Genomic DNA, 16933 nt, shown 5'->3' on the forward strand with positions numbered 1-16933 from the left:
GAGTTTCCCCGTCACATATTCGTCTTCGTATCCCCCGCCCCGCCGACCGCTTTCGCCAGCGCCGTGTTGATCGCTTGATCGTGCTGATGGTCGCGGGCGTAGATGCGGAAGATCGCGAAGGCCAGCGGCAAGCTGCGGAACAGTTCGTCGTCGCTGAGTTCCGTGGGCCCGCCCGCCGCCGGGTCGAGCAGCCAATTCAGGCCGGAGACCGGCAGGTCGGCGCTGGGCCGGTGGTAGTGCCGGGCGCTGTCGACGGCGAGCTCCAGGTCCTTCAAGTCGTTCGGCAGATGCCGGCGGACGCGGGCTTCGATCAACTCCGGCTCGGAGTAGATCGTAGTGCGCTCGGCGACGCCGCTGTGGAAGGAGATCGTGCGTTCCGCGGCCATCTTCCAGCCGAACCGCCGGGCGAGGATGTCGTCCCACTTTTCGCCCAGCGCCCGGTCGGTCTCGTCGTCGGAGAGGGACAGCCGGGAGACGTCGACGAGGAAGCTCTGCTCCGTCAGTCTGCGGTAGGCGTCGAGGTGTTCCAGCGGGTCGCCGGGGAACAACCGGGCCATCGTTTCCGCGAACAGTTCCTCCAGCGCCAGATCGAACGCCCGCACGGTGCGGTGGAAATAGACGGTGCGAAACAGGTTCGCCCGAGTCTCGATAAAGTTGATCAGCGCCGGCAGGCCGCGGGCGTGGATCGTCAGCCCGGCGGGGGTGAAGAAGCTGTAATGCGTGAGTCGGGAGAGGTCGAACGCCCGCGTGTTGTAGCCGCTCATGTAGGCGTCCCGCAGGACGAAATCCATGTTGTCGACCGTGTAGATCCCGCTGAACAGACTCCGCAGTTTGCGAAGCCAATCCGGCTGATCGTCCGGCTCGCCGGCTCGGGGTCGACAGATGAGATAGGCGACCTGCCGGGGTTCGACCTCTTCCAGCGGACCGATCACCCCGCCGGGGTTGCGGCGGACGCCGCGGAGCAGGTCGCCGAGTTCATGCTCGATGATGTGGGCGCCGAGGCGCTCGTGCGTCAGGCCGAACTGATCGAGGTAGTGGTCGTCGAAGAAGTGCCCGAACGGCCCGTGCCCCACGTCATGCAAGAGCGCCGCCAGCCGGCAGAGCGTGACCACCAGCGGCTTGCTGGGCATGTTCGGACAGGAGGCGGCGAGGCTGTCGTACCACTCGTCGCTCACCTTCCCCGCGAGGTGCATCGCCCCGAGGACATGCTGGAACCGCATATGTTCGGCGCTGGGAAAAACGTACCAGGCCGTCTGTAGCTGGTGGATCGCCCGCAGCCGCTGGACCCAGGGGTGGTCGATGATCTGGGCCTCGCCCACTTCTCCCGCCGGCAAGCCGGCGCCGCTGGTGAAGGGGATGTAACCGTGGATCGGATCGTGGGAGAGGCTTTCGTGGGAGTAGTCGCGGGGCATGGGAACGGGCGGGCAAACTGATCGACGGGGAGCGGGGCGGTGAATGGTATCGCCGAGCGACTTGATCCCCCGCCCATCGCCAGCCCGGCCGGGATGGGAATCGCATCGGTGAGCCGTGATGCTGTCGGTCGTTTCATTCCCCGATTCGCCGGAGACGCCCATGTTTCAAACCGTCCTCTGCACCCTTCTGCTGCCGCTCCCCGCGCAGCCGCCGGCCGTCGAGGCCGACGCCGCGCAGCCCGCCGAGACGCCCGCCGCCCTCATCGACGGGACCGGTCCGGGGTGGGTGACGCTGGGCGAGAAGGACTTCGCCGACGTGAACGGAGATCCCGAGACGTGGCAGTGGAAGGACAGCGGTCTGTACTGCACCGGCAAGCCGGTGGGCGTGATGCGCTCGACGAAGCCGTACAAGAACTTTGAGTACACGCTGGAATGGCGGCACCTCAAAGCCGCGGGCAACTCCGGCACGTTCGTCTGGGTGCCAGAGGAGAAGCTGACGGATCTGCCGAAGGGCCGACTCCCCGGGGGCGGGATCGAAGTGCAGATTCTCGATCACGGCTATACGGAGTTCTACGAGAGCCGTTTCGAGAAGCCGGGCGACTGGTTCAGCACCGACGGCGACGTCTTCCCCGTGGGTTCCTCGAAGATGACGCCCTTCCCGCCGCTCTCCCCGAACGGCTCACGCAGCTTTCCCTCAGAGCGCCGCAGCAAGGGCGTCGGCGAGTGGAATCATTACTACGTTCGCGCGATCAACGGCGAGGTCCGCCTGTGGGTCAACGGCAAAGAGGTCTCCGGCGGGACCGGGTGCGTGCCCGCGGAAGGCTTCCTCTGCTTGGAGGCGGAGGGTTCGCCGATCGAGTTCCGCAACCTGCGACTCCGCGAGTTGCCGTAGCGCCGGGCCTTCACGCCGCGACCGCGGCGGGGGGCGAGTCATCGGCTGCTGCGTGGCTCGCCGAGTCGGTCTGGCGAGCCGCGCGGGAGGCGGCGGCGGCTTCGCGGCGGCAGGTGATCAGCAGTTCGCACGCGCCGGCAGCCAGCGTGAGGTAACCGGACAGTTCAATCGATTCTTCGACCAATCGCTTCACCCTGTCCGCCTGAACCGAGTTCTCAATCGAATCCCACAACCGCGACCGGTCGAAGAGGGCCGCCGCCACGACGACCTGCAACCCGCCGCACAGAAAGAAGACGGAGGCTGGATGGGCGGTCCACTCCAGCGACTCCGCCCAGCGACGTCGGTCCCGCCACGCGACCGCCGCCGCCGCCGCCGCAATCGGAACCCCGGCGAGGTACTTATAGGCGTCGTCGAAGGCCACCTGCTCAAACCAGAGATCCGCCTCACGGGCCGCCGCATACAGCAGCGCCCCGGCGCAGAACGCGATCGCCGTGAGTCCCCGCTGCGTCACCGCCCCAGCGGCGACGAGCGCCGCCCCGCCCGCCAATGCGACTGCGATCTGCAGCAGTTCCAAGGCTCCGTTTTCGACCGCGATCCCCGGGCCGTAGGCAATCACCGCCTGATACAGCGCCTGCACGCCCCCCTCGGCGGCGAGGGCGTAGGCGCAGTAACGGAGTAGCCGCCAGCGGTCCGGCGGAGAAGGAGCATGGGTCACAGAAAGACCGTATTGACGGTACGGGAATTGAGTCAGGGGGCGAGACTGTACCCCGGCACGGGGAAAGCAACCGGACCGCCCGGAGCGTTCGCATCGCCGGGGATCGATTCGTACGCTCGACGGCATGCTTGCCGCCCTGCTGACCTGTTCGCTGATCGCCCCGGCGTCGCCCTCCGAGGAGACGTTCGCCCTACCGATGAGCGGCGAGGTCACGGCAAACACCGCGATTCTGCAGGCCCGTCACCCGCCGGTCTCGCGCAGCTCCGGCGGCGCCTTCATCCTGCGCGAGGCCGACGCGGAAGGCGCTGGACAGCATTTCCCGGCGGGCGTGGTCGATCCGGAGCGAGATCTGATCATGCGACGAGCGTTCACCGGTCTGAAACCGGACACGCGGTACGAATTCGTCTATCGCACCTATTGCGGCATCGAATCCCCGGTCGGCCGCTTCCGCACGCTGCCGGCGGCCGATTCGACCAAACCGGTGTCGTTCGTGGTCGTCACGGGGCTGAACTACGCGAAGTTTCACGGCAGCGAGGCGATCGATCGGAAGCAGCACCTCGAGCAGAACAACACGGAACTCGCCCCGCCGGCGCCGCCGGAACAGCGGAAACTCGGGTTCCCGATGCTCGAAGCGATCCGCAGGACGAACCCGCACTTCGTCGTCTACACCGGGGACACCGTCTACTACGACACGCCGACGGAGGGCCGGGCAGAGACGGTTGAAGAGATGCGAGCCAAGTGGCGCGAAAACTTCATCCAGCCGCGGTTCCGCGACCTGCTGGCGAGCGTGCCCGCCTTCCACATGAAGGACGATCACGACTTCCGCATGGACGACTCCGACAACACCGGCGACTACGCACCCTCGCCGGAGTTGGCCATCGAAACGTTCCGCGAACAGGTGCCCGTCGTCCCGCCCGGCGACGCGGAAACGCCCACCTACCGCACCGTTCGCTGCAACAAGGATCTGCAACTCTGGTTCGTCGAAGGCCGCGACTATCGCAGCCCGAACGCGATGGAGGACGGCCCCGATAAAACGATCTGGGGCGAGGAGCAATATCGGTGGCTCACGCGAACGCTGAAGGACAGCGACGCCACGTTCAAAGTCTTGGTCTCCCCCACCCCGATGGTCGGGCCGGACGACAAGCGGAAGACCGACAACCACACGAACTTCGGCGGATTCCGGCACGAACGACAGCGGTTCTTCGACTTCCTGAAGGAAGAGGGGATGCTCGACAGCGGCGAGTTCCTCGTGATGTGCGGCGACCGGCACTGGCAGTACCACGCCGAGCACCCCAGCGGCGTGCACGAGTTCAGCAGCGGCGCGATCGACGACACGAACAGTCGCCCGGGACGTGTCGCCGGCGATCCGGACTCGACCGACCCGGCGGGCAAAATCGTCCAGCATTACCTGATGGGCCGTGAATCGATCATCTCGAACGACGGCGAGGGGATGGAGCAGTACGGCGCCCCGGCGTCCGGCGGCTACCTCTTCGTTCGCGTCAGCCGCGGCGCGTGGCGCGGCCGGGGCGAGGAGGCCCGCCTGCATCTGATCCACAACGTGAGCCTGAAGCCGGGCGATCCGAACTACGGACCGCATCTCAAAACGCGGGCCTACGAAACTTACTGGTACCGGAACGCGACGCCCTGATGACTTGCTCCTCCCTCGCCCTGCTGCTCGCCTCGGTCGCCTTTTTGGATAGCGGCGAAGAGCCGCCGCGGCCGAACGTCGTGATCGTCATGGCGGACGATATGGGGTTCTCCGACGCCGGTTGCTACGGCGGGGAGATCCACACGCCGCACCTCGATTCGCTCGCCGCGGACGGCCTGCGGTTTTCGCGGTTCTACAACACCGGGCGCTGCTGCCCGACGCGGGCGTCGCTGCTGTCCGGGCACTATTCCCACGCCGCGGGGATGGGCTGGATGATCTCCGACCGCGGCACGCCCGGGTACGCCGGCAGCCTGCGGAAGGACCGGCCGACGCTGTCGGAGTTGGTGAAGCCGGTCGGCTATCGCAGTTACCTCAGCGGGAAGTGGCACGTTTCTCCGCACACCGGCCCGCAGGGCCCGAAGGACAACTGGCCGATCGCTCGCGGGTTCGATCGGTTCTACGGCACGATCAGCGGCGGCGGGGATTACTACGACCCGGTCTCGCTGGTCCGCGACGAACAGCCGATCAGCCCCTTCGCCGACCCGCTGCGGCCCGCGCAGTTCACATCGGACGGCTCCGGCTATCACTACACCGACGCCATCGCCGACGAGGCCGTCCGTTTCGTCGGCGATCATGCCCAGCAGCACGGCGACGATCCGTTCCTGCTGTACGTCGCCTTCACGGCGCCGCACTGGCCGTTGCACGCCTCGCCGGAACGGATCGGCCGCTATGACGGCATCTATGACGAGGGATTCGAGGCCGTCCGCGAGCGCCGCCTCGCCCGTCAACAGGCGTCCGGGTTGTTGCCCGACACCACGACGCTCTCCCCGCTGCCGAGATCGTGGTCGCAGGTTCCGCAGGATCAGCGGGAGTGGGAGGCCGCCTGTCTGGCGACGCACGCGGCGATGGTCACGCAGATGGATGAGGGCATCGGCCGGCTTCTGGCGGAGTTGGACCGAGTCGGGGCGACGGAGAACACGCTCGTGCTGTTCCTCAGCGACAACGGCGGCAGCCCGGAAGGCATGGGGCGCGACAAGCCGTTCGCCCCCCGCCCCGATGAGCCGACGGCCGATTCGGCGCCGCCGGAGGAGGTCCGGAAGAAGCGCACCTACCTCACCCGCGAGGGCTACCCGCTGCGTCGCGGGACGAACGTCATGCCGGGGCCGCCGGACACGTTCGTCACCTTCGGCGAGAGCGGGGCGAACGTCGCGAACACCCCCTTCCGCCTCTACAAAAGCGACGTGCACGAGGGCGGCATCAGCACGCCGCTGATCGCCCGCTGGCCCGCCGGGCTGCGGGCCGAACGACAGGGCGGGTTCGTCCGCGAACGGGCGCACCTCATCGACCTCGCTCCCACGCTGCTGGCGCTGAGCGGGGCGGAGTATCCGCAGCAGTTCGGCGGAGACGAGACGAAGCCGCTGCCGGGCCGCTCGCTGGTCGACGCCCTCGCCGGCTTCGAGAGCGGTCGCCCCGATCAACGGGCGCTCTACTGGGAGCACGAGGGGAATCGGGCGATCAGCCGGATGGGGCCGAAGGACGGCCGCGACTGGAAGCTCGTTGCCGAGGCCGGCGGCGATTGGGAGTTGTACGATCTGGCGACCGACCGGACCGAGCAGCACGACCTGTCCGTCGCGAACCCGGGCGTCGTCGAGGAGTTGTCCTCGCTGTGGACCAGTTGGGCCCGCACGAACGACGTGCTCCCGTTGGGCGGTTGGAGGGGACAGCCGAAGCCCCGCAATCGCACCCGATAGCGCCGGCCGCTTCACGGCCGTCGACGTTCAATAAGAGCAGGCCGCGGCGGTCGTGATGCGGCCTTCGTCATCGAGGTGGCGGACCCGCTGACCGCCGGGGATCGACCACAGGTCGTCCGGCAGGTTGCGGGGGTTCACCTCGATCTCCCCGAGTCGCATCGTCATCCCGGGCATGCCGGCCGCCGGCCAGGTGATGTGAATGGTGTGCGGGAGCACCACGTCGGTTTCCGGGTCGCGGCGGTGATCTTGCAGTTCCGCGCGGGCCAGCACCCGGTCGTTCGCGGCGTCGCGGAGTTCATGCGCGAGCACCTGACCGTGGGCGGCGTCCACATGGATCACCCGCAACACGCGCCGGCCGGAGGCGTCGGTCCGGTGCGACACGAGATGCCAGAGCGGACCGCCGTCCGGCGCCTTCTGCAACGTCACGGAGCGGGGATCAAGCGGGGCGACGCCCAGCACCTCCATCATCCAATCCGGGTCGAACGGGATCTGCATCCCGCCGGACTGCTCCGCGGCGCACCGCACGGCGTCGAAGTTCGGATGCTTGCAGGTGAGCGTTTCCGGGCCGGGGCCGCCGATCTTCGGGTTCACCCAGCACCAGACGCGATCGGCGTTCGAACCGACGTCGGCGACCGGGATGACCGCCTTCGCCTTGAGTCGCAGGCGGCGGGGATACTCGACCGCGATCATGCCGCCGGCCTTGGGGTAGTTCGCCACCTGCACGGTCATCGACTGGCATTGCCAGCCCGCGGTGCGGGCGGCTTGATCGTTGATGTGCCGAACGAGTTGCTCCCGGGTCAGATCCTCGGAGAGCGTCGGCCGGCCGTACCACGGTCCCTTCGCCTTGGGCGTGCAGCCGGCGCCCGTGCACAGCAGCGCCGCGCACGCCGTCAGGGCGAGGCGGACGGCAGGCGGCGGGGACGGGCGGCGGGTCATCCGTGACCGGCGAGAGAAGCGACGAGCAGGCGGGGCGAGCGGCGAGAGCGGTTAGTCGGCGCGGTCCTTCAGCAGCGCCGGCAGGCCGGCTTCCAGCCCCCCGACTTCCTCCTCCGGCAAGGCGAGATCCGGCACCTCGTACGGCCCTTCCCCGCCGCTGCCGGTGAGCACCAGCAGGCGACCGTCTTCCGTGTCGCGGGCCTCGGTCAGTTCGATCCGGCCCTCGGAGAGCAGCAACAGGGCGAGCGTGTACCGCACCCGCGACTGTTCCTCGTTCCCCGCGTCGGCGGTTTCGCCCATCGAATCCAGCAGGGCGAGCAGTTCGTCGGCGTCCAGCGGAACCGCGGCCGGTTCTTCGACGGCGTCCGGCACGCGAACCGCCCAGTGACCGATCGTGCCGGCGGGCGGGCCGTCCCACTCGTCGAGCAGGAAGTCCATCCGCACCTGAGATCCGTCCTGATCGACCAGCGCACTGCGCACCGCCGCCCCGGGGGGGAACGGTTCGCCGGTGGCGGCACAGGTTTTGGACATCGGACGAACGTGGTACTCCACGGTGCGGAACCCCCTTCGTTTAGCGGTTCGCGTGCGAAGGGGACACCCCGGTTCCGGTCCCGGTCTTTCCCGAGGCAGGCGTCACCGGCGATGCCGCCGGGATCGTCACGGAGAACCGCCGCCCGCACCGCGGGCAGGCGCCCTTCGCCGTCCGCGCCCCGTCCCGATAGCCGCGGGCGTACTGCCCGCAACAGGACGTGCGAACGCCCACGAAGTCAGCGGGGGGGCGGGATTCGGTCACCGGGGAAGCATCGGCCGATCCTGTCCGCGCCGATCAACAGCATGGGGAGAACCCGCACAGCTTCACGCGGGGCGTTCGTTCGCCGCTCTCGTGAAGAAAGCGGCTAACTGGCGTCGCTCAGGAACGTCCGCAGCCGCTCCAGGCCCTGCTCGATCGTGTCGGTGTCCGTGGCGTAGCTCATGCGGACGAAGCCCGGGGCGCCGAAGGCGTCGCCGGAGACGAGCGCCACGTGGGCGTCCTCCAGCAGCATTTCACAGAACTCCGTGCTCGTTTCACAGGTCCGGCCGCTGCTGCCCAGCGGCTTGCCGAAGTGCGAACCGATGTCGAAGAATGCGTAGAACGCCCCGCCCGGCTCGCAGGGGGGCACGCCCGGCAGGCTGTTCACGCCTTCCAGCGCGATCGTGCGGCGTTCCGCGAAGGTCTTCCGCATCTCCTCGACGCAATCCTGCGAGTTCTCCATCGCGGCCTTCGCAGCGAACTGACTCACGCTGCAGGGGTTGCTGGTCTCCTGCGATTGCAGCTTCGTGCAGGCCTTCGCCAACGGCTCCGGCGCCAGCATCCAGCCGATCCGCCAGCCGGTCATCGCATAGGCCTTCGAGACGCCGTTGACCGTAATCGTGCGGGCCTTCACCTCGTCGCCCAACGCCGCGAACGAGGTGAACTCCGCCCCGTCGTATAGCAGCTTCGAATAGATCTCGTCCGACAGGCACCAGACGTCCCGATTGACGATCACCTCGCCCAGCGCGGCGAGCTGTTCGCGGGTGTAGACCGCCCCGGTCGGGTTCGAGGGGGAGTTGAGCATCACCAGCTTGGTCGCGTCGGTGATCGCTCCGCCGAGCTGTTCGGCGGAGCAGATCCAGCCGTCTTCGCGGGTGGTCGGCAGCAGCACCGGCGTGGCGCCGGTCAGGGCGACGAGGTCCGCGTAGCTGACCCAGTACGGGGTCGGGATGACGACTTCGTCGCCGGGATTCAGCAGCGCCGCGAGGACGTTGTGAATCGTGTGCTTCGCCCCGTTGGAGATCACGCACTCCGCCGCGTCGTACTGCACGCCGGTGTCGCGAGCGTGGGCGGCGACGATCGCGGCCTTCACCTCCGGCAATCCGCCGGCGGGGGTGTAGTGGGTCTTGCCGCTGTCCATCGCGTCCTTCGCGGCGGTGCGGATGTGCAACGGCGTATCGAAGTCCGGTTCGCCCAGCGTGAAGTTCAGCACGTCGGCGCCGCTGGCCTTGAGGGCTTTCGCCTTGGCGGCGGCGGCCATCGTGGCGGACGGGGCGATCCGAGCGAGGGCGTCGGACTGAACGAACTGCGGCATGAGACGAAGTGGGAAGTGGGATGGCGGAAGGCGGAAGGGCGTCTCCCGGGGGGATTCTGCCCGTCGCGGCCCCGAACCGAAAGCCGGCCCCGCGGCGGGGGGCGCTTGGTAGACTCGTTCCCGCTTACAGGAGTTCGCTTTGCGTCGCTCGATTGCCCTCCCGCTGCTCGCCGTCGCCCTCTGCGTCGGTTGCGATCCGCCGCAGGACTACCGCGCGGAGACCGAACTGCGGGCCGACGGCACCGTCGCCCGGATGGTGCAGCAGCAGAACCTCGAAGGCACCGAGGGCGAATGGGACGGCGTGCGGTCGGCGGAGGTCACGGACGCGGACGATTGGATGGACCCGCTCGCCTCGGTGAAGAGCGGCGGCCCGGCGATGCTCGCCTGGGGTGATTTCGCCGACGCGGAAAGCCTCCCCGACCACATCGTCGAAAGCGACGGCGAGCCGATTCGCGTGGCGGAGCCGCCGATCGTGACGGACCACGGCGTGCTGAAGGTCTTTGAATGGAAGGAAACGGTGCGACCGGGACGGGTCTACATGGCCGCCGAAGAGGCGCGGGCGGCGCTCGTCTCGGAATGGATCAATCAGAAGGAGGCGTTGCTCGCGGAGGCGCTGCCGCCGAACACGGACGCGGGGCCAATATTCCAGTGGCTCCGGACGCGCGGCGACGCGTACGCCGCCGAACTCTTCGCGATCTGGATCGCCGCGATCGAGCCGCGGGCCGAGGAAGGCGCCGCCGATTCGACGCAAGGTTCGGTCGAACTTGAGGCAGCGAACGATCTGTTTTTCCGACTTTATACGGAGTTGGGCGTCGACTGGCCGGAAGAAGGCATCGCGGGACTCGCCGACGGCGAGGAGGCCGCCAGGAGGAGATTTCGGCAACGCGTCGAAACGTTCGTCGCGGACCGGGTGACGGTCGACGGCGGGAAACCAGCCGACCCGGACACGGTGCGGCTTGTTCTTTCACTGCTCGACGCGGATGCAATGACGACTGACGCAGATTCGACCCCGCCCGTCACGGCGGAGGACCGTGCGATCGCGGAGGAGCGTGCCGCCGTGTCGCTCTACGGATCAGTGACCGCCCGTGACGAGCGGATGGGAGACCTCGGAGGACAGTTGACGCTCTCGTTGATCCTAATTCAGTGGAACAACACAGAGTTCGCCTACCGCCACAAGATGCCCGGCGTCCTGCTCGAAACGAACGGGACGCCGCTCTCCGGCGGGACCGCGTCCGCCGCCGAAACGTTGTTCCGATTCGACCGGTCCGATGCCTTCCCCGACGGCCGGGAGATGACGGCGACGTCCGCCCTGATCGACGAGGAGGCCCAGCGTAAATTGCTTGGCAGCGTGCCGGTTCGTTCAAAGTCAGAAGTTGAAACGTTCCTCGAACTCGTCGCCGATCCGGCGGCGGGCGCCGTGTGGGCTGAATGTTTGGAACAGGAGTCCGTCGAACCGCTCCGCAATCGGCACACCGGCGCCGCGGGGCATCTGCGGGAACTCTTGCTCGGGCCGGGCGGCGCTGTCGGGGACGATCCGGTCGCGGCGGGTTAGACTCCCCGCATGCCCGGCAACACCTTCGGCCACGCCCTCCGTCTGACCACCGCCGGCGAGAGCCACGGACCGGGGAACGTCTGCATTCTCGACGGCGTGCCGCCCGGCATCCCGCTGACCGTCGAGGACTTCGCCGAAGACCTCGCCCGGCGCCGGCCGGGGCAATCGAAGATCGTCACGCAACGCCAGGAGCCGGATACGCCGGAGATTCTGTCCGGCGTGTTCGAGGGCCGCACGACCGGCACCTCGCTGGCGGTTCTCATCCGCAACGCCGACCAGCGCAGCCGGGATTATTCGGAGATTAAGGATCTCTACCGCCCGGGGCACGCGGATCACTCCTTCGATGCGAAGTACGGATCCCGCGATTACCGCGGGGGCGGACGCAGCAGCGCCCGGGAGACGAACGTCCGCGTCGCCGCGGGGGTCGTGGCGAAGAAGATTCTTGCCCATGCCTTCGACGCGAAGGTGCTTTGCTACGTCAAAAGCGTGGGCGACATCGATGCCGACGTGCCCGACCCCGCCGCGGTGACGTTGGAGCAAATCGAGACGCTGCCGAGCGGCGAGCCGAACGTCGTTCGCTGCCCGGACCACAGCGCCGCCGCCGCGATGGTGGACCTGATCGATGCGATGCGCAAGGACCGCGACAGCGTCGGCGGGACCGCCGAGGTCGTCGCGACGAACGTCCCCGCGGGGCTGGGCGAACCGGTCTTCGACAAGATCAAAGCCGATCTCGCCAAGGCGCTGTTCAGCCTGCCGGCGGTCACCGGCGTGGAGTACGGCAGCGGCTTCTCCGCCGCGCGGATGCGAGGATCGAAGCACAACGACCTGTTTCAACCGCACCCCGACGGCCCGCCGCGGATCGGAGCGAGCAGCAACCGCCACGGCGGGATGCTCGGCGGGATCACCAGCGGTCAGCCGATCGTGCTGCGGTGCGCGATCAAGCCGACCAGCTCCCTCCCCCGCGAACAGACCACCGTCAACCGGGCCGGCGAAGCGGCGACGATCGTCACCAAGGGCCGCCACGACCCCTGCCTGCTGCCGCGGTTCATCCCGATGGCCGAGGCGATGGTCGCGCTGACGCTCGCCGATCACTACCTCCGCTGGCGCGGTCAGTGCGGTGAACCGGCCGTCTGACGAACAAGCTTACGACCGTTCGCACAGCCGTCGGTTGCGGGCGAACGCCCTTTTTCGGGAGCATCGTGGCGCTCTTTGCCCCGAAATTTCGTGCCATGCCGCCCCGCCGCCTCGTCGCTCCGCTGGCTGTCTGGCTCTGCCTGACGACCGCGAGCGCCGCGTGGGCAGGGCTGGTGACCCACGTCGACTTCGGCCAATACGACGGGCATGACTTCAAGCTTCGCTTGGGCCAGGCGACGAGCGATGCCGGCGTCCCGACGTTCTCGGACTCGGAACGAGCGGAGATCCAAGCGAACGTGCTCGACGGACTTCGCAGGGCCTACGCAGAGTTCGACGTCACTTTCCAGACGACCGATGCCGGCGCCACGGAGACGATCCGGTTAGACGACTTCTTTCCCGACAGCGGTACGGTCTACGGCCGGGTGGAACGGCTCGATTACCGCAATCAATCCAACGGCGACGTCGCCCGGGTTTATACGGAGAACTTCGGGGGATTCATCGAACGGCACAAAGCACGGGATCAGCAGATCGCCGAACTCTCCGCGGCTCTCACCGGCACGGCGGCCCACGAATTGGGGCACAACCTCGGCCTCTCCCATCAGGACAGCTACGGAGACCCCGGATTCACGTACACCGGGCTGGAAGGAGCAATCGATTCGGGCGGGGCGCAGGACGGACGTATCATGGCGACCGGCCTCACCGGGCTGAGCGAGGCGCAACGGGAGACCGATCGAACGTTCTCCCAGTTTTCAAAGCTCAAGCTGGAGTTCGCGGAGGGCCTCACCGTGACCGGACCGACGCCCAGCATCGCGGAGACGCTGCTGTCGCACGACACGACCGCGACCGCCCAGGCCGTGACGTTGGTCGCTCAGACGATCTCCGGATTCGAGGCCGCCAACATCATTGGATCGATCGGAACGGCGCTGGAGAGCGATCTCTTCGCCCTCGATTTGACCTCATCGGGCTATCTCACGGTCGCCACGATCACGACCGGCGTGGAGACTGCGGTCGACACCGTCCTGTCCGTGTTCGACTCCGACGGCCTCCGGCTGGGCGAGGTGAACGACACGACGCTCGACGGCGATCTGTTCGGCGGCCCGTCGGCCGTGCAGACGACCGACTCGCTGCTGTACGGCCTGCGGATCGAGGGACCGGGCCGTTATTTCGCCCGCGTCGAAGGATTCGGGGGAGCCACCGGCGACTACGAGTTGCTGGTCGGGTTCGACAGCGACGTGTCCGCGGTCCCGGAGCCGGGCGCCGGGCTGTTGGCGCTTCTGGCGGGGGCGGTCGGCGTGGCGGTTCGACGGCGTCGGCGTAGGCTGTCGGCCTGATTCGCCGCTCGATTTCTCCGATTCCCCGACCGCCGTTCCCGCATGTGGAAACAGACGACGCTCACCCTGCCGCCGCACCCCCGCGGCTTCCACCTCATCGCCCGACGGGTGATGGACGCCGTGCCGGAGATCCGCGAGTTACGCGTCGGTCTGTTGCACGTGTTCATTCAACACACCTCCGCCTCGCTGACGCTGAACGAAAACGCGGACCCGGACGTGCGGGTCGATTTTGAAACCGCGATGAACGCCGCCGTTCCGGAGGACCTGCCTTATGTGCACACGGTCGAAGGGCCGGACGACATGCCGGCGCATGTGAAGTCGTCGTTGCTGGGATCGTCGGTCAGCCTGCCGATCACCGACGGCCGACCGAACCTCGGCACCTGGCAGGGCCTCTACCTCTGCGAACACCGCGACCGCGCCACCAGCCGCACGCTCGTGCTGACCCTCAACGGGGAATGACCCCGACGCCCCCGCCGGCTAGGATGCCGACGCCAAGCCCCTGTAGCTCAGCAGGATAGAGCATCGGATTCCTAATCCGAAGGTCGCGCGTTCGAATCGCGCCGGGGGTGCTTTTGAGGGGGCGTTCGCGCAAACGCCGCGTTCGTCCGTGACGCCGGATGAAATCGAGAGAACCCTGCCTCAGGGGGCGAGCAGTCGGAGAGAACGGGGCGGGTTCGACGGGGGCGGTCGCAACTGGTCGCGCCGCTCGTCAGAATCGCTTGTCGCTCCCTGTTCAAGCATTCGGTCGCTCATGTCTTCGGAAACCCGGCGTTCCCTGTTGAAGCAACTCGGCGTCGGCAGCGCCCTCCTCACGCTGCCCGACCTGGGACACGCACAGGACGCCGCGAAGAGCGAGGGCGCGGACGATTCGACCCCGCGCGCCGCCGAACTGTCGTTCGCGGACACGCACGATCGCATCTTCCTCAGCGGCGAGTGCTGGGCCAATCCCATGGAGGATTGGGTCGTCAAGGACGGCATGGCCGAGTGCGCCACCACCGCCCTGAACCGCAATCTGCACCGCATCACCCATCAACTGACCGACGCGTCCGGCCGGATGGAGATGTCGGTCGTCCTGGCCCGGGCGGAGCTGCGGAAGGTCGATCACGGCGCCGGGTTTCGCATCGGCATTCAGAGCGAACTGAACGAATATCGCAGCAACTGCTTCGCCCGGAACGGCGTCGACGCGGGGGTTCGCGACGGGGAGCTGTTCATCGGCAAGACGTCGAAGCCGTTCGATGGGTTGGACGATCCGCAGGATCTCAAACTGACGCTAACCGGCGAGGGCAACGGCGAGGCGTTCGACCTGACCCTCACGGCGACCGACGCCGACGGAGCGGAGATCGGCTCGGTCGCCGCGTCGATCCCCGCGGCGCAAGCGCTCGGCAATGTGGCGCTGGTGAGTTCGTTCGGTCGGGAGATGAAGGGGGCCGGCGCCAAGGGACCGGCGACGGGGAGCCGTTACCGGTTCGACCGCTGGACCGTCGCCGGCGACGCGTTCACCGTCTCGCCGGAGCGCCAGTTCGGACCGCTGCTGTGGTCCATGTACAGCCTGTCGGACTCGCGTAGCGACGAAGGCTTCGTCCTCAAGATGAGCGCGTTGACCGGACCGCTGGGCGAAAAGGACAACCGCAACGTCGAACTATTCGTCGAACGGGACGGCGGCTGGCAGTCGCTGGGAACCGCCGAACTCGATTCGGATGCGTGGGTCGCCACGTTCCGCATTCCCAAATGGGACGCCTCGACCGACAAGCCTTATCGACTCGTCTACCGCGAGGAGCGCCCCAGCGGCGCCGAGACGGAGCATGAATGGACCGGCACGATCCAGGCCAATCCGAGCGGGCGGCCGCTGCGGATGGCGGCGCTGACCTGCCAGAACGATTACGGCTTTCCCTACGAGCCGGTCGCCGAGAATCTGCTGCGGCTCAAGCCGGATCTGCTGTATTTCTCGGGAGATCAGATCTACGAGAGCCACGGCGGCTACGGCCTGATTCGCCGGCCGGCCGATCGGGCGATTCTGAACTACCTCCGCAAGTACTACATGCACGGGTGGTCGTTTCGCGAGGCGATGAGAGATGCGCCGACCCTCTGCCTGCCGGACGATCACGATGTGTTCCAAGGGAACATCTGGGGCGAGGCGGGGGCGCCGATGGACGTGACCGACGGCGGAGCGTCCAGCCGCGGCGGGTACATCGAACCGGCTCGGATGGTAAACGTCGTGCACAAATCGACGGTCGCCCACCACCCGGACCCGTTCGACCCGACGCCGGTCAAGCAGGACATCAGCGTCTATTACGGCGACATGGTTTACGGGGACGTCAGCTTCGCGATCGTCGCCGACCGGCAGTGGAAGAGCGGCCCGGAACGGGTCGATACCGCCAGCGGCCGGGCCGACCACGTCCTCGACCCGGATTTCGACACTTCAAAGCTCGACCAGCCGGGCCTCGTGCTCCTCGGCGAGCGTCAGGAGGAGTTCCTGAAGCAGTGGGCGAAGGATTGGAGGGGGCATGGACTGAAAGTTTTGCTGAGCCAAACCGTGTTTGCCGGCGTGGCGACGCATCACGGCGGCTACAACGGCTATCTGAAAGCCGACCTCGACAGCGGCGCCTGGCCGCAGACGCCCCGGAATCGCGCCGTCCGCATTCTCCGCGAGGCGATGCCGCTGCATATCAACGGGGATCAGCACCTCACGTCGCTGGTGCAATACGGCGTGGATCAGCAGCGCGACAGCTGCTGGTCGTTCTGCACACCGGCGATCTCAGCGGGCTATCCGCGGTGGTGGCGCCCCGACGAAGTGGGCATGCCGCACGCCAATCGCCCGGCCCACGGCATTCCAAATACCGGAGAATACGTCGACGGCTTCGGCAACCTGGCGTTCGTCTACGGCGTCGGCAATCCCGAAGTCGCCTCCAAACGAAACCGCTACGAACGGGCCCATCAGAAGGGCAGCGGCTTCGGCTTCGTCACCTTCGACACCCAGGCGAAGACCTATCGCCTCGAGTCGTTCCGCTTCCTGACTGACGCGACCGGAGGGGAGGAGGCCGAACAATTCCCCGGATGGCCGGTCACGATCCATCAGGAGGAAAACGCCGGCCGGAATCGCCTGTAGGCCGGCTCGTCGAGGCCGGCCTCAAGGCGAATCGCCCTGACGGGCGATCGAGCTATCGCACCACGCCCAGCACGCGGGCGGCGGGGCGGGTGAGATCGACCGGAACGCCGCCGGTGGTGACGGCGGAACGTTCGTTGCCGGCCGCGTCGCGGGCGGTCACGCGGACGAACACGCGGCCGGCGCCCTGTCGATCGGCTGGCGCATCGAGGACGACCGCCCCGCCGCCGCTCCGGCGCCCGGGGGGCCGTCCATTTCGAGAACCCGCAACTTCAAGATCGGTTACGCCGTCGACCGCGTCGGCAGCAGCGGCGTGGGGGCGGTTGAGGTGTACATCACGCCCGACGGCGGCCG

At 67.7% G+C, this 16933-nt stretch carries 14 protein-coding genes and 1 tRNA gene; 9 read left to right on the forward strand and 6 right to left on the reverse strand.

From position 1 onward, the window contains the following. Positions 1 to 11: 11 nt before the first annotated feature. Positions 12 to 1412, reverse strand: coding sequence for an HD domain-containing protein (locus LzC2_RS08105; protein ID WP_171185665.1), 1401 nt, complete (start codon positions 1410 to 1412; stop codon positions 12 to 14). A gap of 160 nt (positions 1413 to 1572) precedes the next feature. Between LzC2_RS08105 and LzC2_RS08110 the strand changes: the two genes are divergently transcribed. After that, on the forward strand, positions 1573 to 2304 hold the full coding sequence (locus LzC2_RS08110; RefSeq protein WP_171185667.1) for a 3-keto-disaccharide hydrolase: 732 nt from the start codon (positions 1573 to 1575) through the stop codon (positions 2302 to 2304). A 10-nt stretch (positions 2305 to 2314) separates the two neighbouring features. On the opposite strand, the gene LzC2_RS08115 is transcribed toward LzC2_RS08110, so the two are convergent. Then, on the reverse strand, positions 2315 to 3019 hold the full coding sequence (locus tag LzC2_RS08115) for a hypothetical protein (protein ID WP_171185669.1): 705 nt from the start codon (positions 3017 to 3019) through the stop codon (positions 2315 to 2317). A 124-nt stretch (positions 3020 to 3143) separates the two neighbouring features. Between LzC2_RS08115 and LzC2_RS08120 the strand changes: the two genes are divergently transcribed. Then, a complete protein-coding gene (locus LzC2_RS08120; protein WP_171185671.1) occupies positions 3144 to 4667 on the forward strand; it encodes an alkaline phosphatase D family protein in 1524 nt (507 codons plus the stop codon). Next, entirely contained in the window at positions 4667 to 6418 is a 1752-nt protein-coding gene (locus tag LzC2_RS08125) for an arylsulfatase (RefSeq protein WP_171185673.1), read from the forward strand. Before LzC2_RS08120 ends, LzC2_RS08125 begins: the two co-directional genes overlap by 1 nt. A 27-nt stretch (positions 6419 to 6445) precedes the next feature. On the opposite strand, the gene LzC2_RS08130 is transcribed toward LzC2_RS08125, so the two are convergent. The 3 genes from LzC2_RS08130 to LzC2_RS08140 all read right to left on the reverse strand — a co-directional run bounded on the left by LzC2_RS08130 (position 6446) and on the right by LzC2_RS08140 (position 9459). Then, the gene (locus LzC2_RS08130) at positions 6446 to 7354 is read right to left on the reverse strand and encodes a hypothetical protein (RefSeq protein WP_171185675.1); all 909 of its coding nucleotides are present in this window, start codon (positions 7352 to 7354) and stop codon (positions 6446 to 6448) included. A 51-nt stretch (positions 7355 to 7405) separates the two neighbouring features. Continuing rightward, the gene (locus LzC2_RS08135) at positions 7406 to 7885 is read right to left on the reverse strand and encodes a hypothetical protein (protein ID WP_171185677.1); all 480 of its coding nucleotides are present in this window, start codon (positions 7883 to 7885) and stop codon (positions 7406 to 7408) included. A gap of 365 nt (positions 7886 to 8250) precedes the next feature. Next, positions 8251 to 9459, reverse strand: coding sequence for a pyridoxal phosphate-dependent aminotransferase (locus tag LzC2_RS08140; protein WP_171185679.1), 1209 nt, complete (start codon positions 9457 to 9459; stop codon positions 8251 to 8253). Between the two features lie 139 nt (positions 9460 to 9598). Between LzC2_RS08140 and LzC2_RS08145 the strand changes: the two genes are divergently transcribed. The 6 genes from LzC2_RS08145 to LzC2_RS08170 all read left to right on the forward strand — a co-directional run bounded on the left by LzC2_RS08145 (position 9599) and on the right by LzC2_RS08170 (position 16582). Further along, positions 9599 to 11011 (forward strand): hypothetical protein, encoded by a 1413-nt coding sequence (locus LzC2_RS08145; RefSeq protein ID WP_171185681.1) that lies wholly within the window; start codon positions 9599 to 9601, stop codon positions 11009 to 11011. A gap of 9 nt (positions 11012 to 11020) precedes the next feature. Next, entirely contained in the window at positions 11021 to 12145 is a 1125-nt protein-coding gene (gene aroC / locus LzC2_RS08150; protein WP_171185684.1) for a chorismate synthase, read from the forward strand. Positions 12146 to 12240: 95 nt separating this feature from the next. Further along, positions 12241 to 13476, forward strand: coding sequence for a PEP-CTERM sorting domain-containing protein (locus tag LzC2_RS08155; protein WP_171185686.1), 1236 nt, complete (start codon positions 12241 to 12243; stop codon positions 13474 to 13476). A gap of 42 nt (positions 13477 to 13518) precedes the next feature. Continuing rightward, positions 13519 to 13935 carry a secondary thiamine-phosphate synthase enzyme YjbQ gene (locus LzC2_RS08160; RefSeq protein ID WP_171185689.1) on the forward strand — a complete coding sequence of 139 codons (417 nt, stop codon included), beginning with the start codon at positions 13519 to 13521 and terminating at the stop codon, positions 13933 to 13935. A 36-nt stretch (positions 13936 to 13971) separates the two neighbouring features. Beyond that, positions 13972 to 14045 (forward strand) — tRNA-Arg (locus tag LzC2_RS08165). Positions 14046 to 14227: 182 nt separating this feature from the next. Beyond that, positions 14228 to 16582 carry an alkaline phosphatase D family protein gene (locus tag LzC2_RS08170; protein ID WP_171185691.1) on the forward strand — a complete coding sequence of 785 codons (2355 nt, stop codon included), beginning with the start codon at positions 14228 to 14230 and terminating at the stop codon, positions 16580 to 16582. Between the two features lie 52 nt (positions 16583 to 16634). Here the strand turns inward: LzC2_RS08170 and LzC2_RS08175 are convergent. Further along, positions 16635 to 16933: hypothetical protein (locus LzC2_RS08175; protein WP_171185693.1), on the reverse strand; the 299-nt coding region annotated here is incomplete at its 5' end.

Origin of the sequence: Alienimonas chondri, assembly GCF_013036045.1 — a bacterium.
Classification (GTDB): domain Bacteria; phylum Planctomycetota; class Planctomycetia; order Planctomycetales; family Planctomycetaceae; genus Alienimonas; species Alienimonas chondri.